The organism is Streptomyces niveiscabiei (genome assembly GCF_033794345.1).
In the GTDB taxonomy this organism is placed as follows: Bacteria; Actinomycetota; Actinomycetes; order Streptomycetales; family Streptomycetaceae; genus Streptomyces; species Streptomyces niveiscabiei.
Genome location: NZ_JARAYJ010000006.1, coordinates 1 through 26,148, shown reverse-complemented (window position 1 = coordinate 26,148; position 26,148 = coordinate 1). Strand labels below are relative to the sequence as shown.

At 72.2% G+C, this 26,148-nt stretch carries 23 protein-coding genes; 14 read left to right on the top strand and 9 right to left on the bottom strand.

Going from position 1 to position 26,148, the window contains the following annotated elements; translation table 11 throughout:
* Positions 1 to 16 precede the first annotated feature (16 nt).
* From PV682_RS10180 to PV682_RS10165, 4 genes are read left to right on the top strand one after another with little or no spacing between them, the layout of a single operon-like run.
* The gene (locus PV682_RS10180) at positions 17 to 853 is read left to right on the top strand and encodes a 2-amino-3,7-dideoxy-D-threo-hept-6-ulosonate synthase (RefSeq protein ID WP_407705634.1); all 837 of its coding nucleotides are present in this window, start codon (positions 17 to 19) and stop codon (positions 851 to 853) included.
* Positions 850 to 1,959 (top strand): 3-dehydroquinate synthase II, encoded by a 1,110-nt coding sequence (locus PV682_RS10175; protein WP_319726364.1) that lies wholly within the window; start codon positions 850 to 852, stop codon positions 1,957 to 1,959. The genes PV682_RS10180 and PV682_RS10175 overlap by 4 nt, the downstream gene beginning before the upstream one ends.
* 45 nt (positions 1,960 to 2,004) lie before the next feature.
* The gene (locus PV682_RS10170) at positions 2,005 to 3,381 is read left to right on the top strand and encodes a class I adenylate-forming enzyme family protein (protein ID WP_319726362.1); all 1,377 of its coding nucleotides are present in this window, start codon (positions 2,005 to 2,007) and stop codon (positions 3,379 to 3,381) included.
* Complete coding sequence (locus tag PV682_RS10165; protein ID WP_319726360.1) at positions 3,381 to 4,289, top strand: bifunctional transcriptional activator/DNA repair enzyme AdaA; 909 nt, start codon at positions 3,381 to 3,383, stop codon at positions 4,287 to 4,289. Before PV682_RS10170 ends, PV682_RS10165 begins: the two co-directional genes overlap by 1 nt.
* Before the next feature lie 41 nt (positions 4,290 to 4,330).
* Here the strand turns inward: PV682_RS10165 and PV682_RS10160 are convergent, their stop codons facing one another.
* Both PV682_RS10160 and PV682_RS10155 read right to left on the bottom strand, forming a co-directional pair.
* Positions 4,331 to 5,908 (bottom strand): 4-hydroxyphenylacetate 3-hydroxylase family protein, encoded by a 1,578-nt coding sequence (locus tag PV682_RS10160; protein WP_319726358.1) that lies wholly within the window; start codon positions 5,906 to 5,908, stop codon positions 4,331 to 4,333.
* 69 nt (positions 5,909 to 5,977) lie between these two features.
* On the bottom strand, positions 5,978 to 6,550 hold the full coding sequence (locus tag PV682_RS10155) for a flavin reductase family protein (protein ID WP_319726355.1): 573 nt from the start codon (positions 6,548 to 6,550) through the stop codon (positions 5,978 to 5,980).
* A gap of 257 nt (positions 6,551 to 6,807) precedes the next feature.
* Between PV682_RS10155 and PV682_RS10150 the strand changes: the two genes are divergently transcribed.
* The 4 genes from PV682_RS10150 (at position 6,808) to PV682_RS10135 (ending at position 11,682) form a co-directional block, all read left to right on the top strand.
* On the top strand, positions 6,808 to 7,470 hold the full coding sequence (locus tag PV682_RS10150) for a class I SAM-dependent methyltransferase (RefSeq protein WP_319726353.1): 663 nt from the start codon (positions 6,808 to 6,810) through the stop codon (positions 7,468 to 7,470).
* A 61-nt stretch (positions 7,471 to 7,531) separates the two neighbouring features.
* Positions 7,532 to 9,151: an FAD-binding oxidoreductase gene (locus PV682_RS10145; protein ID WP_319726350.1), complete on the top strand. Its 1,620-nt coding sequence runs from the start codon at positions 7,532 to 7,534 to the stop codon at positions 9,149 to 9,151.
* 174 nt (positions 9,152 to 9,325) lie between these two features.
* Positions 9,326 to 11,038, top strand: a complete 1,713-nt coding sequence (locus PV682_RS10140) for an FAD-binding oxidoreductase (protein WP_319726348.1) — start codon at positions 9,326 to 9,328, stop codon at positions 11,036 to 11,038.
* Positions 11,035 to 11,682, top strand: a complete 648-nt coding sequence (locus PV682_RS10135; protein WP_319726346.1) for a cupin domain-containing protein — start codon at positions 11,035 to 11,037, stop codon at positions 11,680 to 11,682. The genes PV682_RS10140 and PV682_RS10135 overlap by 4 nt, the downstream gene beginning before the upstream one ends.
* A gap of 82 nt (positions 11,683 to 11,764) precedes the next feature.
* Here the strand turns inward: PV682_RS10135 and PV682_RS10130 are convergent, their stop codons facing one another.
* The 3 genes from PV682_RS10130 to PV682_RS10120 all read right to left on the bottom strand — a co-directional run bounded on the left by PV682_RS10130 (position 11,765) and on the right by PV682_RS10120 (position 15,389).
* A complete protein-coding gene (locus PV682_RS10130; protein ID WP_319726345.1) occupies positions 11,765 to 12,571 on the bottom strand; it encodes an SDR family NAD(P)-dependent oxidoreductase in 807 nt (268 codons plus the stop codon).
* A gap of 158 nt (positions 12,572 to 12,729) precedes the next feature.
* Positions 12,730 to 13,575 carry an AfsR/SARP family transcriptional regulator gene (locus PV682_RS10125; protein WP_319726343.1) on the bottom strand — a complete coding sequence of 282 codons (846 nt, stop codon included), beginning with the start codon at positions 13,573 to 13,575 and terminating at the stop codon, positions 12,730 to 12,732.
* Between the two features lie 149 nt (positions 13,576 to 13,724).
* Positions 13,725 to 15,389, bottom strand: a complete 1,665-nt coding sequence (locus PV682_RS10120) for an FAD-dependent monooxygenase (RefSeq protein WP_319726341.1) — start codon at positions 15,387 to 15,389, stop codon at positions 13,725 to 13,727.
* Positions 15,390 to 15,720: 331 nt separating this feature from the next.
* Here PV682_RS10120 and PV682_RS10115 point away from each other — a divergent pair, with 331 nt between their 5' ends.
* From PV682_RS10115 to PV682_RS10105, 3 genes are read left to right on the top strand one after another with little or no spacing between them, the layout of a single operon-like run.
* Positions 15,721 to 17,259: a class I adenylate-forming enzyme family protein gene (locus PV682_RS10115; protein ID WP_319726339.1), complete on the top strand. Its 1,539-nt coding sequence runs from the start codon at positions 15,721 to 15,723 to the stop codon at positions 17,257 to 17,259.
* Positions 17,260 to 17,295: 36 nt separating this feature from the next.
* Positions 17,296 to 18,294 (top strand): methyltransferase, encoded by a 999-nt coding sequence (locus PV682_RS10110; protein ID WP_319726338.1) that lies wholly within the window; start codon positions 17,296 to 17,298, stop codon positions 18,292 to 18,294.
* Positions 18,295 to 18,335: 41 nt separating this feature from the next.
* Positions 18,336 to 20,270: an FAD/NAD(P)-binding protein gene (locus PV682_RS10105; protein WP_319726336.1), complete on the top strand. Its 1,935-nt coding sequence runs from the start codon at positions 18,336 to 18,338 to the stop codon at positions 20,268 to 20,270.
* 350 nt (positions 20,271 to 20,620) lie between these two features.
* Here the strand turns inward: PV682_RS10105 and PV682_RS10100 are convergent, their stop codons facing one another.
* From PV682_RS10100 to PV682_RS10085, 4 genes are all read right to left on the bottom strand, one after another.
* Positions 20,621 to 21,181: a methylated-DNA--[protein]-cysteine S-methyltransferase gene (locus PV682_RS10100; RefSeq protein WP_319726335.1), complete on the bottom strand. Its 561-nt coding sequence runs from the start codon at positions 21,179 to 21,181 to the stop codon at positions 20,621 to 20,623.
* Positions 21,182 to 21,234: 53 nt separating this feature from the next.
* Positions 21,235 to 22,056, bottom strand: coding sequence for an MGMT family protein (locus PV682_RS10095; protein WP_319726334.1), 822 nt, complete (start codon positions 22,054 to 22,056; stop codon positions 21,235 to 21,237).
* Complete coding sequence (locus tag PV682_RS10090) at positions 22,053 to 22,634, bottom strand: RNA polymerase sigma factor (protein WP_055722246.1); 582 nt, start codon at positions 22,632 to 22,634, stop codon at positions 22,053 to 22,055. Before PV682_RS10090 ends, PV682_RS10095 begins: the two co-directional genes overlap by 4 nt.
* Before the next feature lie 68 nt (positions 22,635 to 22,702).
* Entirely contained in the window at positions 22,703 to 23,527 is an 825-nt protein-coding gene (locus PV682_RS10085; RefSeq protein ID WP_319726331.1) for an AfsR/SARP family transcriptional regulator, read from the bottom strand.
* A 305-nt stretch (positions 23,528 to 23,832) separates the two neighbouring features.
* Between PV682_RS10085 and PV682_RS10080 the strand changes: the two genes are divergently transcribed.
* From PV682_RS10080 to PV682_RS10070, 3 genes are all read left to right on the top strand, one after another.
* Complete coding sequence (locus tag PV682_RS10080; protein ID WP_319726328.1) at positions 23,833 to 25,056, top strand: IS701 family transposase; 1,224 nt, start codon at positions 23,833 to 23,835, stop codon at positions 25,054 to 25,056.
* A 10-nt stretch (positions 25,057 to 25,066) separates the two neighbouring features.
* Positions 25,067 to 25,363 (top strand): inner-membrane translocator, encoded by a 297-nt coding sequence (locus PV682_RS10075; protein WP_319726326.1) that lies wholly within the window; start codon positions 25,067 to 25,069, stop codon positions 25,361 to 25,363.
* Positions 25,364 to 25,447: 84 nt separating this feature from the next.
* Positions 25,448 to 26,053 carry a dihydrofolate reductase family protein gene (locus tag PV682_RS10070; RefSeq protein ID WP_319726324.1) on the top strand — a complete coding sequence of 202 codons (606 nt, stop codon included), beginning with the start codon at positions 25,448 to 25,450 and terminating at the stop codon, positions 26,051 to 26,053.
* Positions 26,054 to 26,148: the final 95 nt, after the last annotated feature.

Here is a 26,148-nt window from a genome sequence, read left to right as displayed (position 1 = left end):
AACAAGGGGGCGTGTCATGGCGACGATGCCATTGACCGGTAAAGCGTTACGCCTGGAGCGATTGTCCCGTGCGGACGACGGCCGGTACCTGTTCGTCCCGCTCGATCACTCCGTCTCCGACGGGCCGATCGTCGGCGCGGCACGGTTCCCGGCGCTGGTCGCGGACATCGCCGAGGGCGGCGCGGACGCCGTGGTCGTGCACAAGGGCCGGGCCCGGCTGATCCCGCCCGCCCTGCTGACCCGGACCGGACTCGTCGTGCACCTGAGCGCCAGCACCAACGCCGGTCCCGACGCCGACGCCAAGGTCCTCGTCGGTGACGTCGAGGAGTGCGTACGCCTCGGGGCCGACGCCGTGAGCGTCCACGTGAACATCGGCTCCGACACCGAGCCCGCGCAGCTGAGCGACCTCGGGGCGGTGGCGGCGGCGTGCGAACGCTGGGGCATGCCGCTGATCGCGATGGTGTACCCGCGCGGCCCGCGGGTGGCGGACCCGAACCGCCCCGACCTCGTGGCGCACGCCGTGAACGTCGCAGCGGACCTCGGCGTCGACATCGTCAAGACGGTGCTCGCCGCCCCGCCGGAGCGGATGGCGGAGGTCGTGGAGAGCTCACCGCTGCCCGTCGTCGTCGCCGGCGGCGGCGGTTCGGGCGGCATCGAGGCGTTCGCCCGCTCCGCGCTGGAGACCGGCTGCGCGGGACTCGCCGTCGGCCGGCGCGTGTTCACCAGCCCCTCACCCCGGCAGACGGTCGCGAGCCTCGCCGCGATCGTCCACCCCGGCGGGCTCGCGGACCGCCGCGGGCCGTCGTCCGCACGCTCGTCCTCGACCTCTCCCGAACTGGCAGGTGCCCTGTGAAATTCGCCTGGATCGACCTTCGTTCCGTTCCCGCCGAGCGCCGTGACGCGGTCGTCGACGCCGCCGTCCACGCCCGGGTGGACGGCATCGTCGACAGCTCCTGGGAGACCCTCGCCACCCTGCCGGCCACGGTCAAACGCGTCCTGGCCGGCGAGCTGCCGCCGCAGCGGGAGGGGCTCGACGACCTCATCGTGCTGCGGGACGTCACCGGCACCGACCGGCTGAACGAACTCCGCGCCCGCCACCAGTCCGGCGAGAAGGACGTCGCCGGCCTGGTGGACGTCGTCGACGACCCGACGCTGACCCTGGCCTGCGAGACGGCGACCGCCCTGCCGTACACGGTGGTCCAGTTCAAGGACCCGACGAAGATCCCACTGGAGATCGTGATCGCCGCCGCCGACCGCTCCCCGGGCCGGCTCGTCTGCCGGGCCGACGACCTGGAGGAGGCCACGGTCGTCGTCGACGTCCTGGAGAAGGGCTCCGAGGGCGTCCTGTTCGCGCCGCGCGACGCCGACGACGTCTTCCAGCTCGTGGAGATGCTGCGGGTCAAGACCTCCGACCTGGAACTGACCACCCTGACGGTCGAGTCGACCGAGCACCTGGGCCTGGGCGACCGGGTCTGCATCGACACCTGCACGCACTTCGAGAAGGACGAGGGCATGCTCATCGGCTCGTACGCGCACGGGTTCCTCCTGTGCGTGAGCGAGACCCACCCGCTGCCCTACATGCCGACCCGCCCGTTCCGCGTCAACGCGGGCGCGCTGCACAGCTACGTCTTCGGCCAGGACAACCGCACCAACTACCTCAGCGAGCTCAAGGCCGGTTCCGCGGTCCTCGCCGTCGGCGCCGACGGCCGTACCCGGCGGATCGTGGTCGGCCGGATCAAGCTGGAGTCCCGGCCGCTGCTGAGCATCCGGGCGGTGTCGCCCGAAGGCGTCCAGGTCAACCTGATCGTCCAGGACGACTGGCACGTCCGGGTCCTGGGCCCCGGCGCGGCCGTGCTGAACGTGACGGAACTCAAGAAGGGCGACCAGGTCCTCGGCCACGTCGCCACCGACAAGCGGCACGTCGGCTGGCCCGTCGGTGAGTTCTGCGTCGAGAAGTGAGCCGCGCCGCCGGCCCGGCGCACCCGCATCGGCCCCGGAGAGACGATGAGTGACGAAGGCTGGTGGGGCGGGAGCCTGCTCGCCGCCGCGGACCCGAGGGCCGTGTGGGCGCTGGCCGGCGACGCGGTCCCGTTCGGGACGCTCCGCGAGGAGACGGCACGACTGGCCCGCATCCTGCCCGCCTACGGCATCGGCCGGGGCGCGACGGTGGCCGTCCACGGCACGCCCAGCTTCACCCAGCTGTGGTGCGTCTTCGCCCTGTGGTCCCTCGGCGCCCAGGTGATCCTGCTGGAACCGGCCCTGGACCGGGCGGAGCGCGAGACGCTGCTGGCCCTGAGCGCCCCGCAGTTCGTCCTCACCCTGCGCGGACGGCACGACGGCGAGGACGTCTTCGAGCCGGAGTGCGAGGTGCTCGTCCGGCGCAGGCGCGGCGGCAGGACCGCGACCACCCCGCACTGCCTGGTGCAGTTCTCCTCCGGCACGACGGGCCGGCCCAAGGCGGCCGGCCGCACCGCCGCCTCGCTGCGCGCCGAACTGGCCCAGGCCGCCACCCTCGCCGCCATGCCGCGGGCCGGCGAGCGGGTCGCCGTCCTCGAACCCGTCGCGCACTCCTTCGCGCTGATCGGCGGCGTGCTGCACGCGCTGGCCGTGGGCGCGACCGTGGTGTTCCCCCGGGCCGCCACCGACCCGGCCTTCGCCGAGGCGGCGGCCCGCTCCCACGTGGTGCTGGGCCGACCGCCGCACTACACCGCGCTCGCCGCCACCGGCACCCGCCTGCCGCTGCTGCGGCTGGCCGTCTCCGGCGGCGACGCCCTGCCCGAGGAGACCGCCGGCGCGTTCGCCCGGCGCCACGGCGTCCTGATCGGCCAGGCCTACGGCACCACCGAGACCGGCCTGGTCTCCGCCGACCTCACGGGCGAGTACGGGCCCGGATCGATCGGCGTACCGCTGCCCGGCGTACGCACCCGGCTGCGGGCCGGAACCCTCCAGGTCCAGGTGCCCGGCTGCCCCTACCCCTACGACGGCCGGCAGTGGGCCGGCGGCTGGCTCGCCACCCACGACCTGGTCTCCCGGGACCCGGCGACCGGCGCCCTGAGCCTGCGCGGGCGCGACGGGCGGACCGCCTCCGGCGCCCGACTCGTCGACATCGAGGCCGTGCTGTGCGCCCACCGCCATGTCCGGGAGGCCGTGGTGCTGGGGCCCGACCCGGTCGAGGCACAGGTGACCGGCACCGCCGAACTGGCCCGGGACGACCTGTCCGCCTGGTGCCGCCGCTTCCTCGGCGAACAGGCCGTGCCCCGGCACATCACCCTGGTGCCCGAACTGGCCAGGTCCGCCAGCGGAAAGGTGCTGCGCGACCGCGCCCGGCTCCAGGAGCGGGGCCGGGCCGCGCACCGCGGCCGTACGGGCCGGAGACCGTGATGGCGGGGCGGGGCGCGTACACGACCGACGCCGAGCGCTGGCGGGCCGTGCAGCACCGGGACGGGGCGGCGGACGGCGCGTTCTACTACGTCGTGCGCACCACCGGCATCTACAGCCGGCCCTCCTGCGCGGCGCGGCTGGCCCGCCGGGAGAACGTGGAGTTCCACTCCTCCCTGGACGAGGTGCGCGCCCGCGGCTACCGCCCGTGCCGCCGCTGCCACCCGGACGAGCCGGTGCCGCACCGGTACTACACCGACACCGTGGCCCGGGCCGGCCGGCTGATGGACGGGGCGCTGGAGCCGCCGAACCTCGACGCGCTGGCCCGGGCGGCCGGCTACAGCCGCTTCCACTTCCACCGGATGTTCAAGGCGACGACCGGCGTCACCCCGTACACGTACTGGACGGCGACGCGCGCCCGGCGCGTGCGCAGGGAACTCGTCGCGGCGCGCACCGTCTCCGACGCCATCTACCAGGCCGGCTTCAACTCCAACGGGCAGTTCTACGCCGCCTCCCCGGCGATCCTCGGCATGACCCCGCAGGCGTTCCGGGCCGGCGGTGACGGCGAGGTGATCCGGTCCGCGCTGGGCGCGTCCCCGCTCGGCCCGGTGCTCGTGGCCGCGGCCGGCAAAGGCGTGTGCGCGGTGCTGTTCGCGGGCCGCGACACGGCGGGCGCCGGACTGCGGCCCCGGCTCGCGCAGCTGTTCCCGCGCGCCGAACACCGGGCGGCCGACGCGTGGTTCACCGCGCTGGTGGGACGGGCACTGGCCCGCGCCGACGTCCCGGAGCCGGGGCGCGACCTGCTGCCGGCGCGGATGCTGCGGGTCTGCCTGGAGGAACGGATCCGGCAGGAGCTCCAGGAGCTCCAGGAGTGCCGGGCCCCGGCGGCGCGGGAGCTGCGCGCGGGGTGACGGCGTACGGCAGGGGGCCCGCCGTACGCCGTCGGCCGGACTCAGCCGCGCAGGCCGTTCCTGTTGCCGCGCAGTTCCTTGAAGGAGTCCAGGTCGGGCACCGTCCAGCCGTCCAGGTCGTACTCCGCCATGCACTGCTCGGCGAAGCCCTTGTACTGGTCGAGCCGGCCGCTCGCCGCCTGGGCCTGGAGGATGTCGGTGCGCACCTGCTCGTGGTTGCCCGAGTAGTTGCGCTCGTACAGCTCGTGCCGGCCGCCGAACTCCGTGCCGACCGCGTCCCACAGCAGCTTCATCAGCTTCACCCGGCTCACCGAGTCGTAGCCGTTCGAGCCGCGGACGTACTTGTCGAGGTATGGCCTGATCTCCGGGTTGGCGAAGTCCTCCGCACTGGAGTTGACGTAGATGAGACCGCTGGCCACGTCCTGGAGGATGATCTCCTTGATCCGGGGATAGCCGATGGTCATGAACCAGCGGTAGGCCATGCCGTACTCCCGGCGCGGCAGCAGCGCGCCGTCCTTCCACTCCTGCGGGTTGCGGGCGGCGGCGTCGCTGAGCGCCCAGAACATGTCGCGCCAGGCGAGCACCTCGCCGATGCGGGACTGGATGCCGCGGAAGTCCTTGCTGCCGGTCATCTCGACGGCCTTGAGCAGCAGACCCGCGATGAAGTCGATCTTCACGGCGAGGCGGATCGCGCCGTGGAAGGTGAGCCGCTCCAGGAAGCCGGACTGCGGGGCGAAGCTGTTCACGCGGTCGGCGTCGCCGTAGAGGAACACGTTCTCCCAGGGGATGAGCACCTTGTCCAGCACGAAGATCGTGTCGTTCTCGTCGAGCCGGCTGGACAGCGGGTAGTCGAACGGGCTGCCCATGACGGCCGCGTTCGCCGCGTAGGAGGGCCGGCAGATCAGCTTCAGACCCGGCGCGCCCATCGGCAACGTGGCGACCAGGGCGAACTTCCTGTCCCGCAGCGGCAGACCGTAGTGCGAGATGAAGTTGAAGTGCGTGATCGCCGAACCGGTGGCGACGACCTTGGCGCCGGAGACGACCAGCCCGTTGTCGGTCTCCTTCTCCACGTGCACGAACACGTCCTGCACCTGCTCGGTCGGCAGCTGCCGGTCGACCGGCGGGTGGATGATCGCGTGGTTCCAGAACAGCACCTTCTCCTGCGACTCCCGGTACCAGCGGCGGGCGTTGGCCTCGTAGGGCCGGTAGAAGTCGCTGTTCGCGCCGAGCGTGCCGAGGAACGCCGCCTTGTAGTCGGGGCTGCGGCCCATCCAGCCGTACGTCATCCTCGCCCACGCCGCGATGGCCTCGCGGTCGGCGACGAGGTCCTCGACGCTGCGCGGGGTGCGGAAGAAGGCGTGGGTGAAGCCGCCGCTGCCGGTGTCGGTGGGCGCGGTGAGCACACCCCGGTGCGCGGGGTCGTGCAGGGCGTTGTAGAGACGGGCCGTCATCAGCGCCGAGTTGCGGAACGCCGGGTGGGCGGTGACGTCCTTCACCCGCTCCCCGTAGAGGTAGACCTCCCGGTCGTCCCGCAGGCTCTCCAGGTACTCGTCCCCGGTGAGCGGGCGCGTCGTCGGCGCCTGGGCGCCCGGCGCCGCGTCGCCGTGCTGAAGCGTCATGTCCTCTTCCTTGTCCGGTCGGTGACCCTGTGGTGGTGGATGGCGGCCGGCCCCGTCGGAGCGGGGGCCTCAGAGGTGCTCGCCCGGAGCGGCCAGGACGCTGAAGTCGGCGGCCCACCCGTGGGCGGGCCCGTCGAGCGACCCGGTCCACGCCGACCGGCCCGACGGCCGGCGCAAACCGCCCAGCGCCCCGGCGTGGAAGACCAGCGGCTCCCCGCCGGACACCTCGAACCGCAGCACCTCGCCGACGTGCAGGACGTGATCGCCGCCGTCGTACGCCGCCCAGGGGACGCAGGTGAAGTGTGCGACCGAGCCCGCGAGCCGGGGCGCGGCCGGGTTCCCCTCCCAGCGGATCCCCGCGGCCGGCTCCTGCCCCCGGCCCGCGAAGAGCAGGGCCAGCTCCCGCTGGCCGGCCGCGAGCACGTTGATCCCGAACGCCGGACACGCCCCGAGCCGCTCGCAGGTGCGGCTGCGCCGGTCCAGGGAGACCAGCACCAGCGGCGGGTCCAGCGACACCGAGACGAAGGAACTGACCGTCGCACCATGGATGTCCCCGCCGTCGCCGGTGGTGACGACGGTGACACCCGAGGCGAACTGCCCGAGGCACTCCCTGAGCGCACGCTGCTCGAACCTCACGGTCACGGGAGAGTCCTCTCGACAGAAAAGAGACGAACGCGCCTCCGGGCGGTATTCCCTCGGCATTGTTCAATGGGCATTGTTTAAGGGGCATTGTTCCAGGGGTCGCTGAAGAACCGGTCCAGAGATTACCGGCCGCCCTGGATTTCCTTGACTCGCGTCTGTCGCGCGCTTTAGCTTTTCTGGTAGGAGAGCGAAATAGGGTCGGCACCTCCCACGTTCCCGCAGGTCGGAGGGGTCATCAAGTGGAACAAGGGGGTCCCATGCGTATTCAAGTCGAGGTGAATGAGGCCGTACAGGACTACGTTGCCGACATTTCCCTGCGAGAACCCGATCTGCTCAAGGAACTCCGGGTCAAGACCTCGGAACTCCCGCTCGCCCTCATGCAGATCTCCCCCGAACAGGGGCAGTTCCTCTCCCTGCTGGTCAAGGCGACCCGGGCCCGGCGCGCCCTGGAGATCGGGGTCTTCACCGGCTACAGCCTGCTGTCGACCGCCCTGGCGCTCCCCGAGGACGGCCGGGTGACCGGCCTCGACATCAGCGAGGAGTGGACGGCGGTCGCCCGGGACTTCGCCGAGCGGGCCGGGGTCGCGGACAAGGTCGACCTGCGCGTCGGCGACGCGCGCCGCTCGCTGGCGGGCCTGCTGGCCGAGGAGGGCGCGGCCGGCTCCTTCGACCTCGTCTTCATCGACGCCGACAAGGAGAACTACGCGGCCTACTACGAGGCCGCGCTGACCCTGCTGCGCGTCGGCGGGCTGGTCGTCGTGGACAACGTGCTGTGGCACGGAGCGGTGCTCGACGAGACGCAGCAGGACTCCGAGACGGTGGCGCTGCGCGCCTTCAACGCCAAGGTGCGGGACGACAAGCGCGTGGACCTGAGCGTCCTGCCGTTCGCCGACGGCCTCACCTTCGCCCTCAAACGCTGAACCCCGCCCGCCGCACCACGCAGGGCACCTACACCGGCACTAGTCCCCAAGAGGTATGAGCATGGTCCACAACCCACCCGGCATCCAACGCGACCCGGTCCCTCCCCACCCGCCGCAAGCGGCCCGGCCGGCCGGCGCGGTCGTCGTCACCCCCGCCGACCAGCAGTACCGCGACCTCGTCCGGGCCCTCAACGCCCGGTACGTCGCGAGCCCGGAGTCCGTCCGCGTCGCCGACGCCCCCGAACAGGTGGCGGCCGTCGTCGCCGAGGCCGTCCGCAAGAACAAACGGCTCACCGTCCGCAGCGGCGGACACTGCCTGGAGGACTTCGTCTACAACTCCAGCACCCGTATCGTCCTCGACCTCCAGAGGATGAACCGCATCTACCACAGCCCCGAACACAACGCGATAGCCGTCGAGCCCGGCGCCCGCCTGCTGGACGTGTACGAGAAGCTGTACGCCACGTGGGGCATCACCATCCCCGGCGGCATCTGCTACTCGGTGGGCATCGGCGGCCACGTCAGCGGCGGCGGCTGGGGCATGCTCGTACGGCGCGACGGATTGGTCGTCGACCATCTGTACGCCGTCGAGGTCGTGACCGTCACCGCCGACGGCACGGTCAGGACCGTCGTCGCCACCCGGGAGGCGGACGACCCGCACCGGGACCTGTGGTGGGCCCACACCGGCGGGGGCGGCGGCAACTTCGGCGTCGTCACCCGCTACTTCTTCCGCTCCCCGGGCGCCCAGGGCACCGACCCCGCGAACCTGCTGCCCAAGCCGCCGGCGGAGGTCCTCTTCAGCGCCGTGTCCTGGTCCTGGAGCGACCTCAGCAAGGAGGAGTTCGTCCGGCTCGTGCGCAACTACGCGTCCTGGCACGTCGCCCACATCGGCGCCGACAGCCCGGCCCGCTTCCTCACCAGCTTCCTGCTGCTCAACCACCGCTCCAACGGCCAGATCGGCATGGTCACGCAGGTCGACGCGGCGGCCCCGGACGCCCGGAAGATGCTCGACGCCTACCTCGCGCACATGAGCGCCGGCATCACCGTCGGCCCCGGCGCGCTGACCGAGCACATGGGCGAACTCGTGGCCCCCATGCCGCAGTTCGCCGCACCGCGCCGGCTGCCCTGGCTCCAGGCCACCCGGTTCGCCGGCACGACCAACCCGCTGCTCAACGACCCGACCCTGCGCGCCGAGTACAAGTCGGCGTACATGAAGGCCAACTTCCCCAGGCGGCAGGCCGAGACGCTCTACAAGCACCTCACCCGCACGGACATCGACAACCCGGCCATCAACATCCAGCTGACCCCCTACGGCGGTCGCACCCACGCCGTCGGGCAGGCCGACACCGCCTGCTCGCACCGGGACGCCGCCTTCAAGATGCTCTGGTCCGTCCTGTGGAACGAACCGGCCGACGACGCCAAGTACATCGCGTGGACACGGGAGAGCTACGCGGAGACCTACGTCGAGACCGGTGGCGTGCCCGTCCCCAACGCCGTCACCGACGGCTGCTACGTCAACTACCCGGACGCCGACCTGGGCGACCCGCGGTACAACAAGTCCGAGGCGACCTGGGCGACCCTGTACTACAAGGACAACTACCGCAGGCTCCAGCAGGTGAAGCGGGCGTACGACCCGCGCGACTTCTTCCGCCACCGCCAGTCCGTGGAACTGCCCGACGACTGACGCACGCCCGCCACCCCGGGGCGCCGCCGGACCTCCGGCGGCGCCCCGGGGTGTTCCCGTGTCCGTGGAGCCCCGGTTACGAGAGCAACTTCCGTGGGTGCCCGCGCCCCGGCCCGATCTTTAGCGTGGCACGCGTCACGACACGACCGGCCCGGACACCGAGGAGTGGGGACGATGGCGCGAGAAACGGGTGGCATACGACGGCGGAAGTTCCTCGCGGGGGGCGCGGCGGGCGGAGCGGCCGTACTGGCGGGCACGGGCCCGGCGGCGCCAGCCCGGGCGGCGGAGGCGGCACCGGCCGCGGAACCGGTCACCGTCGTCACCCCCAAGGACAAGCGCTACCCGGACCTGGTGCGCGGCTGGAACCAGCGCTGGGTCGCCTCCCCGGAGAAGGTGTGCCTGCCCGAGACCACGGACCAGGTCGTCCAGGTGGTGCAGCAGGCCGTCTCGGCCGGCAAGCGGCTGACCGTCCGCGGCGGCGGCCACTGCTGGGAGGACTGGGTCTTCAACCCCGAGGTCCGCGTCGTCCTCGACATGACGAAGATGAACAAGGTCTCCTACGACGCCAGGACGAACTCCATCGCCGTCGAGGCGGGCGCCCAGCTGCTGAACGTGTACGAGCGGATGTACCGCACCTGGGGCGTCGTCATCCCGGCCGGCATGTGCTTCCAGGTCGGCGCCGGCGGCCACGTCAGCGGCGGCGGCTGGGGCCTGCTCTGCCGCCGCCTCGGCCTGGTCGTCGACCACCTGTACGGCGTGGAGGTCGTGACCGTCGACGCCGACGGCGTCGCCCGCGCCAGAGTCGCGACCCGCGAGACCACCGACCCGGACCGGGACCTGTGGTGGGCCCACACCGGCGGGGGCGGCGGCAACTTCGGCGTCGTCACCCGCTTCTTCTTCCGCTCGCCCGGCGCCACCGGCACCGACCCGTCCGCACTGCTCCCGCAGCCGCCCGCCGAGGTGCTTCTCAGCGCGGTCTCCTGGCCCTGGGCGGAGATGACCGAGAGCCGGTTCGCCCGCCTGGTGAAGAACTACGGCGACTGGCACGCCAAGTACCTCAAGCCCGGCACCCCGGGCGACAACCTCGTCAGCATGCTGGCGCTCAACCACCGGTCGAACGGCGCCATCGGCCTGATCACCCAGGTCGACGCGACCGCACCGGACGCCGAGAAGATCCTCGACGGCTTCCTGGCCGCCATGACCGCCGGAGTCGACGTGGCGCACCGGCCCCTGACCGTCCCCATGGGGGAGCTGGCGGCCATGCCGGAGCTCGCCGCACCGCGCCGGATGCCCTGGCTCCAGGCGGCCCGCTACCTGGGCACCACCAACCCCACGCTCAACGACCCCAGCCTGAAGGGCGACTTCAAGTCCGCCTACTACCGCACCGCCATGCCGGCCGGACACGTCAAGGAGTTCTACCGGCACCTGACCCGCACCGACCTCGTCAACCCGACCGCGTCCGTGCTCCTCAGCTCCTTCGGCGGCCAGGTCGCCGCGGTCGCCCCGGACGCCACCGCGTCCGCGCACCGCGCCTCCGCGTACAAGGCGGCCTGGATGATCTGGTGGACCGACCCCGCCGACGAGGCCCTGTCGCTGCGGTGGATCCGGGAGTTCTTCCACGGGGTGTACGCGGACACCGGCGGCGTCCCGGTACCGAACGCGGTCACCGACGGCTGCTACGTCAACTACCCGGACATCGACCTGCACGATCCGGCGTACAACACCTCCGGCGTGCCCTGGTACACCCTGTACTACAAGGGCGGCTACCCGAAGCTGCAACAGGTCAAGGCGGCGTACGACCCGCGCGACGTGTTCCGGCACAGCCAGTCCGTGCGACTGCCGAAGAAGGACCGGAACGAACCCACCGAGAAAGGCAGGGACACATGACTGTTCAGCCGGGCGAGGTCTACTACAACCCGCGCTGCCGGGAGAAGATCGTCATCAGGACGCCCGCCGCGCACACCGGCGGTGAACGCGCGGTCATGGACCTGTACGTCGAGCCCGGCGGATTCGCCGCCGGCTACCACACCCACCCGTTCAGCGAGGAGATCTTCACGCTGGTGCGCGGCAGCCTGCGGGTGCACGTGGGGGGACGCGACGTCGTCCTGGCCGAGACCGGGCAGACCGTGACCGTGCCGGCCGGGACGGTGCACCGGTGGTTCGGGAACACCGAGCAGGAGACCTCGTTCGCGGTGGTCCAGCTGGTCAACCGGGCCGACCGGTTCGAGCAGCTGATACTGCGCCAGCTCTTCGGGCTCGCCCAGGACGGCAAGACCGACGCGGAGGGCCGCCCGAACCTGCTCCAGCACGCCGTGACCATGCGGGAGTTCTCCGACGTCCTGCGCTTCACGGACCACCCCTGGCCCCTCCAGCGCCTGGTGAACGGCGCCCTCGCACCGCTCGCCCGGCTGCTCGGCTACCGGGCCTGCAACCCGGAGTACCTGGAGCGCGGACCGCTGGAGACGGCCGAGCTGGAGGACCTGCCCGAGGCGGTCGCCGAGAAGCTCCGCCCCTACGGGGGCCGGGTGTGAGCGGGGCGTCCCGACGGCACGAAAGGACCCCGGTGGCCACCGGGGTCCTTCGCTGTGGTGCTGCGGTGCGTGATGCCGTCGGTCAGAACGACTTGTGGAAGCCCGCGTCGACCGCGTAGTCCGAGCCCGTGGTGCTCGCCGAACGCGGCGAGGCCAGCAGCAGGATCGCGTCGGCGACCTCCTGCGGGTCGATGAGGCGGCCGGTGACCTGGCCCATCATCTGCGGGGCGACGGTGTTCATGATGCTGTCGCGGTCCGCACCGGCCATGCCGGCGATGATGTCGGCCGCGCCGCCCTCCTCGGTCCACCACGCGGTGAGCACGGCGCCCGGCGAGACGGTGTTGACGCGGATGCCCTGGCCGCCGAACTCCTCCGACAGCGCCTTGGTCAGGTTGGACAGCCCCGCCTTGGCGGCGCCGTACTCGATGTTGACCTGGGCGGGCTGGCGGGCCATGCCGGTCGAGACGTTGATGATCGAGCCGCCGCCGCGCTCCAGCATGTGCGGGATGGCCGCGCGGATCGCGCGGACCGCCGAGAACAGGTTGAACTCGATGACGGCCTGCCACTGCTCGTCGCTGCTGTCGAAGAAGCCGGTGCGCGGCATGGAGATGCCGGGCGGCGGGCCACCCGCGTTGTTCACCAGGATGTCCAGACCGCCGAAGTGCTCGACCGCGCGGGCGACGACCTGACCGGGGGCCTGGGGGTCCATCAGGTCGGCGGACACGTGCAGCAGGTTCGGGCCCGCGAGCCCGTCCAGCTCCGGTGTGCTCTTGCGGGAGACCGCGACGACCTTGGCGCCCTCTGCGAGCAGGGAACGGGTGACGGCCAGGCCGATGCCCTTGGAAGCGCCGGTCACCACGGCCACGCGGCCGGAAAGCTTGAGGTCCATGCTTGTCCTTCTCTTGGTCGAGGCCCTCACCCGGGAGGCAGGGGAGAGCCCTGCGGTGCGCTCTCGTCAGGTGGAACACCGGCGACCGCCAACGGGTTGCAGGGGGCGCGGTGGGCGCGTGCCCGCGTCCCGGGAGGGGGCTGGGCCGTGTGGAGGGCCTACACGCTCAGGAGCACGGTGTCCGCGGTGGCGGAGCGGCCGGCCGGTGTGGTGCGCGGGGGCAGGGCGACCGCGTCCAGGGAGAGGTGCGGTTCGGCCGAGGAGGGGGCCTCCAGGCGGGGGTGGCCGACCAGGATGTCGGTGATCAGATGGTGGATGTGCGCGTGGGGCGAGGTGCCGAGCTCGTCGCGCAGGACGCGGCAGAGGCGGTGGAAGACGCCGAGGGCGTCGGCGCGGCGCCCGGAGCGGTAGAGGGCCAGCATCAGCCGGCCGGTGAGCCGCTCGTCGCTGGGGTCCTGGTGGACCAGGGAGGCCAGCTCGGGGAGGAGCTGATGGTGGCGGCCGAGCCGCAGTTCGGCGTCGACGCGCCGGACGACGGACTCGCCCCGGTCGCGTTCGGTCGCGGCGAGGGCGGCGCGCAGCAGCGGTCCGGTGGGCGCGTCGACGAAGCCCGGCAGGGCGTGCGCGGCCCGCAGGTGCCGGACGCCCGCTTCGAGGGCCCCGGCGTCGAGCGCCGCCCGCCCGGCACGCAGGCGCTGTTCGTAGGCGTGCAGATCGAGTTCGCCGTCCTGGACGCGGAGCAGATAGCCCTGGTCGCGGGTGACGAGCCGGCCCGAGGAGCCCGCGGCCGACGGTGCGCCGTCGCCGTGCAGGATCCGGCGCAGCTGCATGACGTAGGTGTGGACGGCGGCGACCGCACGCGGGGGTGGGCTGTACTCCCACAGCTCCTCGATGAACTGGGCCATCGACACCACCCGGTTCGCGTTCATGAGCAGGAGGACCAGCATCTGACGGTGCTTGGGTGCGCTGGGGGTCCTGTCGGTGCCGTTCTCGGTGACGGACATGGCTCCAAGGATGCAAAAATGCATTACCTCTCCACGGATATGCGCCCGGTCGGTAACGCTGCAACGGTAACCACGCAGCCACCCCGAGGCGAAAAATCCGGGAGCCACTTTGGCAACTCCCGAGCGGACCGGAAGATTCCGTCCGGTGGCTAATGGCCGGTGACGCGAGCGAGTATTTCCGCCGGATTTCGAGGCTCCCGATCGCCCCGCCAGGCGATATGTTGATCGGGGCGTACGAGAACAAGGTCACGGCCGTACAATTCCCGGCCCGCCGGGTCGTCGACGTGCACCACGGAAAACGGAATTCCTCGTTCGCGGGCCGCTTTTTCCAGAGTGGACGTGTCGTGGTGGCCGGAGCGCAGGCTCAGGAGCGTGAACCCGGTCCCGAACCGGTCGAAGAGGGAACCGCCCGCGCCGTGCGTGTCGTCCAGCCACAGGTGCGGCGCCCGCCCGCCGGGCACCCCCGAGGGCGTGTACGACGTGAAGTCGTCCGGGGGCGGGTCGCCGGAGGGGATCACCACGGGCGAGCCGTCGTAGCGGGCGCCCAGCTGCACGCCGAGCGTGGCCATGGTGAGCAGCCCGTACCGCGCGAGCCGCCGCGCCGTCGCGTGCCGCGCCGCCGTGCCGGCGGCCGAGTCCTCCTCCAGGGCACCGGGCCGCTCGATGGCGCCGAGGGCGATGTTGAGCCCGCGCGCGGCGGCGGTGTTACGCAGGGCGACGGGCCGGCGCTCCGCCTCGTACGACGGCAGCAGGCCGGGGCCCGCCCAGCCCCGCACCGCGGCGGCCAGCTTCCAGGCCAGGTTCGCGGCGTCGTCGACCCCGGTGTTCATGCCGAACCCGCCGTTGGGAGTGAACAGGTGCGCGGCGTCCCCGGCCAGCCAGACCCGTCCGCGCCCGAACCGCTCGGCGACCAGCGCGGCCCCCGGAGTCCAGGCACGCCGCCCGCGCACCGCCACCTCGACGGGTACGCCGACGGCGCGGCGCACCAGCTCCACGATCGCGCCGTCGTCGGGGTCGTCCGGGTCGGCCGAGCTCGTGAGCAGGAAGAACTCGTCGTCGCCGTCGAGGGCGATCAGGTTGATGGCGAGCTCGTCGTTGAACACCCAGTTGCTCCACGCGGCGTGCTCGCGCAGGAAACGCCCGTACAGGCCCGGCACCCGCAGCCGCGCGGCGGTCGCCCTGCGCCCCAGCACGTCCTGTTCCAGCGACCCCTCCCCGGCGTACGAGGCGCCCAGCGAGCGGCGTACCAGGCTGTGCCCGCCGTCGCACCCCACCGCGTACCCGGCCACCCAGGTGCGCGGCCCCCGCGGACCCTCCGTGCCGAGGACGACGGCGCCGCGGGCCTCGCGCACGGACGTGACCCGGTGGCCGTAGCGCAGGGTGACGCCGGGCCGGGTGGCCGCGTGCTCCCACAGCAGCCGCTCCACGTACATCTGGTTCGCCCGGTGCATCGGCTCGGGCACCTGGTCGGTGCGGTCGGCGGCGGCCACCGCGGCGCGCACCGCGTCGGCGCCCGGCCACGGCAGCCGGGCCAGCAGCCGGCCGCTGTAGCGGGTGAAGAAGGAGATACCGGCGTCGTGCGAGCCGGGCAGCCCCAGTTCCCGGACCCGCGCCGCCAGGCCGAGGCGGCGGTAGTGCTCCATCGTCCGGGCGTTGTGCGTGCTGCCGCGCGGCTCGTCCAGCACCGACTCCTCGGTGTCGAAGACAACCGACGCGACCCCGTGACGGTCGAGGAACAGCGCGAGCAGCAGTCCCACGGGACCGCCTCCGACGATGGCGACCGGCGTGCGCGCGGGACGGTCGTGGCGGTCCATCGAGTGGCCTCCAGGATGATTTTTCCGCGATATGCCCGCGTCATCTTCGCAACGCCTTCTGAAGGATTGCTGGAGATGCCGCCCAGGGAATCGGACAACGCCTTCTGGAGAGGACCTTTAGCTGACGCCTGGACACTCTGCTGACAGACCTGATCGCCTTCCCGAAGTCCGGCGGAGTGAGAGGTAATCGATGTTTCTCCTGGGCACGCACCGGTCGGTTGTACAGCGTATGCGCCTCTACGCCGACCCTCATCTCGGCGCGGGGAATTTCTTCTGGCACGCCTGGCGGATTTCGAAGGACCGGAACCGTCCGCTTCTTTTCCACCCCGACGTGACCAGGCCGGGCTGGGAGCACCGGGAGTGGCACAGCATGTCCCTCGACGACATCCGCGTCACCGTCCTCAGGTACGCGCACTGGTACCGCGAGCAGGGCGTGAGCGCCGGTTCCCACGTCGGCCTGTGCACCGGCCACGGGCTGTACGGCCTGCTGCACCACATCGCCGTCACGAGCCTGGGCGCGGCGGCCGTCCACTGCAATCCGCGGATGGCGCCGCAGACCGCGTCCGAGTACTTCGCGCGCACCGGAACCGGCCTCGTGGTCGGCGACGCCGACCTGCTGAAGGACCTCGCGTCGGCCCGCCGCGAGCCGGGCACCGCCCCGCACCTCGTGGACATCCGCGCCCTCGACGAGGAAGCCGTACGCCCGAGCGCCCCCCTGCCGTCCTTCCCGCACCGGCACACCGACGACGACCTGGTGATGATCTCCCACTCGTCGGGAACCACCGGCCGCCCCAAGGCACCGGTCTTCCACCACCGGTCCTTCTTCGCCGGCAAACGCGTACGGCTGTGGACCTTCCCCTCCCGCCGCACCGACCGGCTCCTGACCGCCCTGCCGCACAGCCACTCGGCCGGCATCAGCTACCTGTCCATGGCGCTGCTGCTCGGCATCCCCACCCTCGTCCTCGACCAGGCGAACGGCGAGCGCGTCACCCGCGCCGTCAACGCCTTCAAGCCGACCGTCGTGCTCGGCTTCCCGCTCACCCTCGCCGAGGTCGACCCGGCCGCGATCCGCCCCGAGGCCGCCCGGCTCGTCCACACCTGGAACGGCATGGGCGACGCCTCCCACGAGCGCCACATCCGCCCCCTGGTCGCCCTCGGCGCGCCCGGCACCGGCTCCGTCTACCTCGACGGACTCGGCTCCTCCGAGATGGGCATGGTGCTGTTCAAGGCCGCCCACACCGCGCGCTCCGAGCACTACGGCCGCTTCATCGGCAAGCCCGTCGGCGTCGTCCGCAAGGCCGCCGCGCTCGACCCGTCCGGGCGTGAACTGCCCGCCGGACAGCCCGGCATGCTCGGCGTCAAGGGCCCCAGCGTCACCCCCGGCTACTGGGACGACCCGGGACTCACCAAGCAGTCGGTCCTCAACGGCTACTTCCTCACCGGCGACATCGTCCGCCACGACGGCGAGGGCAACTGGTACCACCTCGACCGCACCCCCGACGTCATCCGCACCGCGGCCGGCGACGTCCACAGCCTGCCCCTCGAAGAGGTCGTCCTGAACACGACCCAGGCCCTGGACGCCGCCGTCGTCGCGGTCGCCGACCCGCGCCAGCCCGGCAGGTCCTGCCCCGCGGCCGTCGTCCACCACACCGACGGGATCCACCGCAGCGCCGCCGACCTGCTGGCCGTGTGCAACACCGCCCTGGACCGCGCGGGACTGCCCAGGCTGGCCGCCCTCGTCGTCGCCGGCACCCGCGAGGACCTCCCCGTCGGCGTCACCGGAAAGACCCTCAAGCGGGTGCTGCGCGAACGCCACCACGACCTGCTCAGCCGCCCCGCCACCGACTCCGTCGCCACCACCGCGCCCTGACGGCACGCCGAACGCCCGCGAAGAAAAGGACCGACCATGCCCGACCACAAAGCGGCGCGCCGGATCGTCGACATCATCACCGGCACCTGGCAGGCACAGGCCCTGTACGCGGCGGTCGCCCTCGGCATCCCCGACCAGCTGGCCGCCGGGCACACCACCGACGAGACGCTCGCCGAGCGGACCGGCTCCGACCCGGACGCCCTGCGGCGCCTGATGCGGCTGCTGACCGCCATGGACGTCTTCGAACCGGCACCGGACGGCTACCGGCTCACACCGGCCGGGGAACTCCTGCGCACCGACACCGACCACTCCATGAGCGACATGGTCCGCATCTACGGCGACGAGTTCCACCGTGCCTGGGGCGCGATCGTCCCCGCCGTACGCACCGGCACGTCCGGTTTCCGGCACGCCTTCGGCAGGACGCTCCACGCCCATCTGCGCGACCCCGACGCGGGACTGCGGTTCCAGCGGGCCATGAACGCCGGCACCGTGTTCTTCCCCGACGTCCTGGACGCCTTCGACTTCGCCGGCCACCACACCGTCGTCGACGTCGCCGGAGGCAGCGGCATGCTCCTCGGCACCGTGCTGAACGCCCACCCCCGGCTGCGCGGCATCCTCTACGACCAGCCCCACATGGTGCCCGTCGCCACCGCCCACCTCGACGCGGCGGTCGGACCCGGACGCTACGAGACCCGGGCGGGCGACATCTTCCGCGGTGTGCCCGACGGCGGTGACGTCTACCTGCTCTCCCGCGTCCTCCAGGACTGGGACGACGACCACTGCGTGACCCTGCTGTCCCGCATCCGCGCGGTCCTGCCCGCCGACGGCCGGCTGCTGATCCTCGAACGGATCGTCCCCGCCGACGGGGAGACGCTGCTGCCGCTGTTGTACGACCTGCACCTCCTCATGGCCGCCGGCGGCCGGGAACGCGACCTCACCGGCTACCGCGCCGTCCTGTCCGCCGCCGGACTGCGCCTGGAGACCGTGCACCCCCTCGCCCTCGAAACCAGCCTCCTCGTCGCGGCTGCCGCGTGAGCGCGCACCCGCCCCGTCCGACACCTGACGGAGAAGCCGAGATGAGCAACGGGGATCTCACGGTCTGCGTCGTCGGCGCCGGACCCCGGGGCCTGTCCGTCCTGGAGCGCCTGTGCGCCAACGAGCGCAAGTCCGCGTCGCGTTCCTCGGTCGTCGTCCACGTCGTCGACCCCTACCGGCCCGGACCCGGCAGAGTGTGGCGCACCGCCCAGTCGCGGCACCTGCTCATGAACACCGTGGCCTCCCAGGTCACCGTCTACACCGACCACAGCGTGACGATGGACGGGCCGGTGGAGGAGGGACCCAGCCTGTACGAGTGGGCCGCCGCGCTCACCCCGCCGCAGGACAGCGCCCTGCTCGCCGAGGCCCGGCGCATCGGACCCGACGCGTACCCGAGCCGCGCCCTGTACGGCCGTTACCTGGAGGAATGCTTCGACCGCATCGTCGAGGACGCCCCCGGCCACGTCACCGTCCAGGTGCACCGGCGCCTGGCCGTCGCCGTCGACGACACCGGCCCCGGCGCCGCGCAGACCGTGACCCTCGACGACGGCACCCGGCTCACCGGGCTCGACGCGGTGGTGCTCGCCCAGGGCCACGTACCCGCCCAGCCCTCGCCCGACGAGGCACGCACCGCCGACGAGGCGCGGACCTACGGCCTCGTCCACATCCTGCCCGCCAACCCGGCGGACGTGGACCTGTCCGCGCTCGCACCCGGCCGGCCCGTCCTGCTGCGCGGACTCGGCCTGAACTTCTTCGACCACATGGCACTCCTCACCACCGGGCGCGGCGGCCGGTTCGAGCGGACGGGCGGCCGGCTGCGCTACCTGCCGTCCGGAAACGAGCCCAAGCTGTACGCCGGTTCACGGCGCGGCATCCCCTACCACGCGCGCGGCGAGAACGAGAAGGGCCCGCACGGCCGCCACCTGCCCCGGCTGCTCACCCCCGGCCGGACAGCGGACCTCCTGGCCCGCGCGAGGGACGGCGAGCGGGTCCACTTCGGCACCGACGTGTGGCCGCTGATCGCCAAGGAGGTCGAGAGCGTCTACTACGGCACCCTGCTCACCGCCACCGGCCGCGACGGCGAACGCGCCACCCTCGTCGACCGCTACCTGGCGGCCCCCACGAACGAGGACGAACACCGCCTCCTCGACACCTACGGCATCCCCGCCGCCGACCGCTGGAACTGGCAGCGGATCACCCGGCCCTACGGCGCACGCGTCTTCGCCGGCCGCGCCGAGTTCCGCGACTGGCTGCTGGAGTACCTCGCCCAGGACGTCCGCGAGGCACGCGCCGGCAACCTCAGCGGCCCGCTGAAGGCCGCCCTCGACGTCCTGCGGGACCTGCGCAACGAGATCCGCCTCGTCGTGGACCACGGGCGGCTGGAGGGCAACTCCTACCGGGACGACCTCCAGGGCTGGTACACCCCCCTCAACGCCTTCCTGTCGATCGGCCCGCCCGTCTCCCGCATCGAGGAACTCATCGCCCTGATGGAGGCCGGCACGGTGGAGCCGGTCGGACCGGGCATGCGGGTGCGGGTCCGCGCCGACGGCGCCGGGGCGCCCGCCTTCGAGGCCACCTCGGACCGGGTCGGCGGCGACCCGGTCCACGCCACCGCCCTGATCGAGGCCCGCCTGCCCGAACCGGACGTACGCCGCACCGACGACCCCCTGCTCGCCCACCTCCTGCGCACCGGCCAGATCACCCCGTACCGCATCGCGGGCACCTGCGGCACGAGCTACGAGACGGGCGGCATGTCCGTCACCGAGCGGCCCTACCACGTCGTCTCCGCCGACGGCCGCGCCCACCCGCGCCGGTTCGCCTACGGCGTCCCGACCGAGGCCGTCCACTGGGTCACCGCCGCCGGCATCCGCCCCGGCGTCGACTCCGTGACCCTCGGCGACTCGGACGCGATGGCCCGCGCCGTACTGGACCTCCCGACCGCCGGGGACCGCCCGCCGGCAGGGGAGCCGCGGTGAGGAGGGCGGGCCGTCCGGGTGCGCCGCCACGAGAGGCGACGGACTGACGACAGAACCTCAAGCCGGACTGCCCGTCGAACGGGCCGTGTCCGACGAGGCATGGCTCCAGGCCATGCCCGCCACGGCCGCCGAGGCGATCACGGCCACGCACGAGACGACGAGCGGGTCGGTCTCGACCTCCGAAGACCGCTCGTAGGAATCCGACCGAGTCGCTGGACGGCAGCAGGCTGATCGGGATTTCATCTCTTTTCCGTAGGGCGGATGTCCGCGCTCTCAAGGTCGATAATTTCATTGCGCACTTAACATTTTCCCGCATCGAATCATTTGCGCCATTTTTCGGCCCCACGCTTTTACGGAGCGGGCAGTTCCTCGCGGGATCGTTCGAGACGCAGCAGATACCGCTTGGCCGCCGGGCCACCGGCGTACCCCTCCGACCGGCCCGACGAGGCGACGATGCGGTGGCAGGGCAGCAGCACGCACAGCGGGTTCGCCCCGAGGGCCGTACCGACCGCCCGCGCGGCCCTCGGCCGGGAGAGGGCCCGGGCCAGTTCCCCGTACGTGGCCGTCGAACCGTAGGGCACGACGCTGTGCAGCGCCCGGACCGTCTCGGCGCAGAACGGCGTCGCCAGCACCAGGTCCACGGGCAGCTCGAACTCCCGCCGCGCACCGGTCAGATAGGCGTCGATCTGGCGGCCGGCCTCCTCGAACAGCTCCGTCTGCGCCCGCGTCCACGCCCCCGCGGGCGTCTCCCGCAGCCCGGCCCGCAGGATCCGTTCGCGCACGGCCGCCCGGTCCTGGAACCCGCAGTACACCAGCGCGTCGTCGGTCGCGGCGAGCCGGAGTTCCCCGAGCGGCGTCGTACGGCCGGTCAGCGCGACACCGCCGGAGACGGCGGGGTGGGAGGTCTGCACGGATAGCTCCTGAGCTGGTCGTTCGGGCGGGCGTTCGGCGGTCGCGGAGCGGCTCACACCGACAGGGGGCGGCAGCTCTTGCAGGCGCGGTAGCCCGCACGGCCGGCCTCCCTCGCGGTCGTGAACGGCACCTGGTGGGGCGCGGTGATGCGCCGGGCGTGCGCACAGGTCGGATGGCAGTAGATGCGGGTGGTGTCGCTGCCGAGGAACGCCGCGCCGCTGCTCGACCACCGGCGCACCTCGGCCAGGTCGAGGCCCTCCGCCACCCGGAGCGCGTCCCCGGCGTCCGGCGAGTACGCGGCGTCGCACGGCGTGCCGTTCTCGTACGTCACCCGATGGCACGGGATCAGCACGACGAGCGGATTGCGGGCCAGGGCGCCCAGGACCGCTTCGGGACTCGCGGAGTCCGGCAGCGCGGCCTCCCGGGCGACCCAGGACAGCGGACGCAACTGCCCGGCCGGGACGGTCCGGACCGCGTCCAGCACCCGGGCGTCCACCGTCTCGACCGGGCCCAGGTCCAGCGGCAGCTTCCTGGCCCGCCCCGTGCGCACGGCGGTGACCAGGCCGGGGAACCGTTTGGTCGCCGGGATCGCGGAACGGCCGGTGCGCGCGCGGTGCCGTTCCTCGAACAGCTCGGCCGTCAGCCCCCCGCTCGCCAGCGCCGACCCGCTGACGGCCACCGGCGTGAAGGCCACGAACAGCTCGCCCGCCGCCGAGTCCAGCCGCACGTACGTGTCGTACCGCTCACGCGCGATGCCCACGCGTCGCAGGATCCGCAGCGCGAAGTCCGGCGGAACCGGCGGTTCGCCCAGCGCACCGGCCGCCTCCGGGTCGACCGGCGACGTGCCCGGCCCCTCGCGGCGTGCCCCGTTCATGTAGTCACCTCCCTCTCGTCCTCCGGCGCCAGCAGCCGCCGCAGGTCGCCCATCGCACGCGAGACCTGCGCCTTCGCCGTCCCCACGGGACAACCCTGTACCTGCGCCACTTCCGCGTAGCTCATGCCCACCACGTGTCGCAGCACCACCGGAATCCGGTAGTGCTCCGGCAGCTCCGACAGCGCGGCGACCAGCCGGCCACGGTCGTCCGTGGTCAGAGCCCGTTCCGCCGGGCCCGGCTCGGTGCCTGACCACGTGTCCTGCGCGTCGTCCACCCGCATGACGGACACCGGACGGCGGGTGCTGCTGCGCACATGATTGCGCCAGACGTTCGCCGCGATGGTCATCAGCCACGCCCGTGGACTCAGCGCCCGGCGACGCTCGGGCGGGTACGTCCGCAGCGCCGTGTAGGCGCGCAGGAACGTGTCCTGCCCCAGGTCGTCGGCCTCGGCGGCCGACCCGGAGACACGCAGCAGGAACGCGTGCACGGACCTGGCGTGGACCCGCACCAGCTCCGTGAAGCCGCTGTCCAGGTCCTCCGCCAGCAGATCGGTCAACTGCTCGGCCACTTTGTCCATCACCTACCTGAACACCGTCACCCGCAAAAGGGTTGCCGAACCCGGCGCCGGCGGCCACCGGCGGCCCCTCACGGCGCCGGGTACCCCGTGGGCGACAGCAGCGCGGGGTCACCGGCGTCGATGGCGTCGTACAGGCGGCGCAGGCGCGGCACCGGCTCGATGCCGAAGGAGTCGCCCAGCCGGCAGCGCAGCCGCTGGAACACGTGCAGCGCCTCGGTGCGCCTCCCGGACCGGTGCAGCGCCACCATGTACTGGGCCTGGATGTTCTCGTGCGTCGGGTGCCGGGCGGCCAGCACGGCCAGCTCGGGCAGCAGCTCGTGATGCCGGCCGAGCCGCAGATCCGCCTCGATCCGCCAGGCCAGCACCCCCATGCGGTACTCCTCCAGCTCGACGGCGTGCGCCGCACTGTGCGCCCCCGACGGCACGTCGGCCAGCACGGGCCCCCGCCACACCGCGAGCGCCTCGCGGAACAGCCGCGCCGAGCGCGCGACGTCTCCGGCGGCGGACGCCTCCCGGCCGCGCCGGCTGAGCTGCTCGAACAGGAGCCGGTCGCTGGCCTGCGGCTCCACCACCAGCTGATAGCCCTGGTTGTGGGTGACCAGCGTGTGACTGCGGTCCACCGGAACGCCGCGCAGCAGCTGGCGGATGTACAGCACGTACGTCTGGAGCGTGGACAGCGCCGTCTTCGGCGGCTGGGACCCCCACAGCTCGGTGATGCACTGCCCGGCCCGCACGATGTGGTTGGTGTCGAGGATCAGCAGCGCGAGCAGCTGACGGGGCTTGGGCGCGCTCGGAGTGCGGTTCTGGCCGTCGACCACGAGGGACAGCGGGCCGAGCACACCGACCCGCAGGGCGCAGGAGGGGGTGTGAACGGTTCGGTGATGTCGCGTCATGAAGAATTCCTCCGGCAGATCCCTGCGGCTGTGTCCGTTCCCGGCGTGCGACAGCACCATGTGGCTCAAGGAACGCCCCGCACAACGCCGACTTGAAAAAGAAGCGCGGGCCTTCGTCATTGGCGGAAGATGTACGGTCCGGCCGCGCGCCGGACAACGTGATCCGCCGCTGCGGCGTCTGTCCGGACAAGTCGACGTTCCTCACGACTTGCCAACGACGAGCTCGGAAGGGTTTCCTTGCCGAAAGCAGAGAGAGGCTTTTTATTCTTCTTGCGCAGGGCAAGCGGGACCACGGGGGACCACGCATGGCCACGAAGCAGATTTTTCCCGCGCACGATCAATATCAAAGGATTTCGATCACCGACTTCAGCAGAGAGGTGTTCGGGCACCTGCCCCGGCAGGACCAGCGCCAGTGGGCGGAGACCTACCTCAAGGGGCTGCTCAGCACCCCGGGACGCAAGTCCGTACGACGGATGGCCGCCGCCGTCTCCGGCGCCCCCACCGCGTCGCAGTCGCTGCACCAGTTCGTCAGTTCGAGCCCGTGGCCCTGGGAGCCGTCACGCGGCGCCCTGGCCGACTGGACCGGGCGACGGGCCGCCGTGCGCGCCTGGAACCTCGTACCGATCGTGGTGCCCAAGCGGGGCCGGCACTCGGTCGGCGTCCACCGCCGCTTCGACGCCGCGGCCGGCCGCGTCATCAACTGCCAGATCGGCGTCGGCCTGTTGCTCTCCACGCGCCTGGGCGACCTGCCGGTCGACTGGCGGCTCCACCTGCCGGCGGCCTGGTGCGGCGATCCGCTGCTCCGCCGCCGGGCCAGGATCCCGGACTCGGGCGACGCCAGGTCGCTGTGGGCGCTCGGCCTGGAACTGGTCGACGCGCAGTACGCGCGCTCGGACGGCAGGGCGGTCCCGGTGGTGGCGGACGCCCGGGACCTGCTCGACCCGACGCCCCTCGTCAACGGCCTCAGCGGCCGGGGCGCCCGGTTCGTGCTCTGCGCCGCCGGCAGCCTCGTCCTGCGCGTCGGATCACCCTTCGACCCGCGATGGCAGGCGAACAGGACCGTCACGGCGGAACAGCTCTGCGTCGACGACCCACTGCTCCACCGAGGCGCGCAGATCCTGGCCCACTCCCGGCGCCACCGCGCCCAGCACTCCACGGCCCGGTGGAGCCTGTCCGGCCCGGTCCACCTGCCCCGCACCCGGCACACCCTGCGGCTGCTCGCCACCTGGCACCCCCGGCACGCCCGCCCGGCCCGGATCTGGCTCACCAACCTCATGCACGCCGACGTCGACGAACTGATCGACCTGGCCGGCACCCAACTCGGCACGAACTCCGCCCTCCAGTCCCTCCAGACCGACTTCGGCCTGTTCGACTTCGAGGGCCGCTCCTTCCCCGGCTGGCACCACCACATGACCCTCGTGTCGGCCGCGTACGACTGGCACGAACTGTCGGCCGCGGCCGGACAAGAGCGCGGCACGCCGAGGTTGCGAATCGGCGACAGCCCGTTCGGAAGGGCGGATTCCGGGTGATCGTCGAGTCATGTCCGAACATGCCGACCAACAGCCCTCTGGCGGAGAGGCCGCGCTCACCGCAGGGTGCCTGCTGTTCCTCGTACTGATCGCGGACGCGGCGGCCGGGCTGCTGGTCGTCATCCTGCTCGCCGTCCGGGGACCGGGCCGGACGGACACCGGCACGCCGCCCCCGGACTGGGGGCCGGTCCTGGGCTTCGGCGCGCCGGCCGCCGTACTGCTGCGGGCGGGGCACCGGGGCATGGGGACGGTGCAACTGGCGCTCTGCGTCCTTCTGACGGTCCACACGCTGGGCTCCTGGCCCTGACCCGGACCCAGGCCCGGCCACGCCGCTTCGCCGATGAGTTTCCGGTGGCGGCGCGGTCTACCTGATCGACGAAGGGAGCGCACCATGCGCAAGATCATTGTCTGTACGTTCCTGTCGCTGGACGGCGTCATGCAGGCGCCCGGCGGTCCGGACGAGGACCCCGAGAGCGGGTTCGCGTACGGCGGCTGGCAGAAGCCGGTGAGCGACGACGAGGTCGGTGCGGCCATCGCGGGCTGGTACGAGCCCTCGGACGCGATGCTGCTCGGGCGCAAGACGTACGAGATCTTCGCGTCGTACTGGCCGGGTGCCGATCCCGGCAACCCGTTCACCGAGCGGATGAACGGCATGCGCAAGTACGTGGCGTCCAGGACCCTGGCGTCCGTGGAGTGGCGGAACTCCACGCTGCTGGAGGGCGATACCGCCGATGCCGTGCGCGAGCTCAAGGCGTCGGACGGCGGTGACATCAACGTCGTCGGCAGCGGCGACCTCGCCCAGACCCTCATGCGGCACGGCCTCGTCGACGAGTACCGGCTGACCATCCATCCGGTGATCATCGGCACCGGCAAGCGGCTGTTCGCCGACGGGGCGATCCCCACCGCGCTGGAGCCGGTCAGCGTCTCGACGACGAAGAGTGGCACCGTCGTCGGCGTCTACCGGCCGAACGGCGAGCCGAGCTACGGCAGTTACTAGTGCCGCATCAGGCAACGTTTGCCCTGCCTGTACGGTCGGGGCATGGATGCCAGCGGCCAGCCGAGTCTTGATGAGATCGAAGATCGCTTCGTTGG

Coding starts and splice junctions, on each gene's coding strand:
- PV682_RS10085 (WP_319726331.1), bottom strand. CDS start 23,527: ATGACGCGACATCACCGAACCGTTCACACCCCCTCCTGCGCCCTGCGG.
- PV682_RS10070 (WP_319726324.1), top strand. CDS start 25,448: ATGCGCAAGATCATTGTCTGTACGTTCCTGTCGCTGGACGGCGTCATG.
- PV682_RS10170 (WP_319726362.1), top strand. CDS start 2,005: ATGAGTGACGAAGGCTGGTGGGGCGGGAGCCTGCTCGCCGCCGCGGAC.
- PV682_RS10135 (WP_319726346.1), top strand. CDS start 11,035: ATGACTGTTCAGCCGGGCGAGGTCTACTACAACCCGCGCTGCCGGGAG.
- PV682_RS10150 (WP_319726353.1), top strand. CDS start 6,808: ATGCGTATTCAAGTCGAGGTGAATGAGGCCGTACAGGACTACGTTGCC.
- PV682_RS10140 (WP_319726348.1), top strand. CDS start 9,326: ATGGCGCGAGAAACGGGTGGCATACGACGGCGGAAGTTCCTCGCGGGG.
- PV682_RS10110 (WP_319726338.1), top strand. CDS start 17,296: ATGCCCGACCACAAAGCGGCGCGCCGGATCGTCGACATCATCACCGGC.
- PV682_RS10125 (WP_319726343.1), bottom strand. CDS start 13,575: ATGTCCGTCACCGAGAACGGCACCGACAGGACCCCCAGCGCACCCAAG.
- PV682_RS10105 (WP_319726336.1), top strand. CDS start 18,336: ATGAGCAACGGGGATCTCACGGTCTGCGTCGTCGGCGCCGGACCCCGG.
- PV682_RS10090 (WP_055722246.1), bottom strand. CDS start 22,634: ATGGACAAAGTGGCCGAGCAGTTGACCGATCTGCTGGCGGAGGACCTG.
- PV682_RS10145 (WP_319726350.1), top strand. CDS start 7,532: ATGGTCCACAACCCACCCGGCATCCAACGCGACCCGGTCCCTCCCCAC.
- PV682_RS10160 (WP_319726358.1), bottom strand. CDS start 5,908: ATGACGCTTCAGCACGGCGACGCGGCGCCGGGCGCCCAGGCGCCGACG.
- PV682_RS10075 (WP_319726326.1), top strand. CDS start 25,067: ATGTCCGAACATGCCGACCAACAGCCCTCTGGCGGAGAGGCCGCGCTC.
- PV682_RS10165 (WP_319726360.1), top strand. CDS start 3,381: ATGGCGGGGCGGGGCGCGTACACGACCGACGCCGAGCGCTGGCGGGCC.
- PV682_RS10095 (WP_319726334.1), bottom strand. CDS start 22,056: ATGAACGGGGCACGCCGCGAGGGGCCGGGCACGTCGCCGGTCGACCCG.
- PV682_RS10130 (WP_319726345.1), bottom strand. CDS start 12,571: ATGGACCTCAAGCTTTCCGGCCGCGTGGCCGTGGTGACCGGCGCTTCC.
- PV682_RS10120 (WP_319726341.1), bottom strand. CDS start 15,389: ATGGACCGCCACGACCGTCCCGCGCGCACGCCGGTCGCCATCGTCGGA.
- PV682_RS10080 (WP_319726328.1), top strand. CDS start 23,833: ATGGCCACGAAGCAGATTTTTCCCGCGCACGATCAATATCAAAGGATT.
- PV682_RS10180 (WP_407705634.1), top strand. CDS start 17: ATGGCGACGATGCCATTGACCGGTAAAGCGTTACGCCTGGAGCGATTG.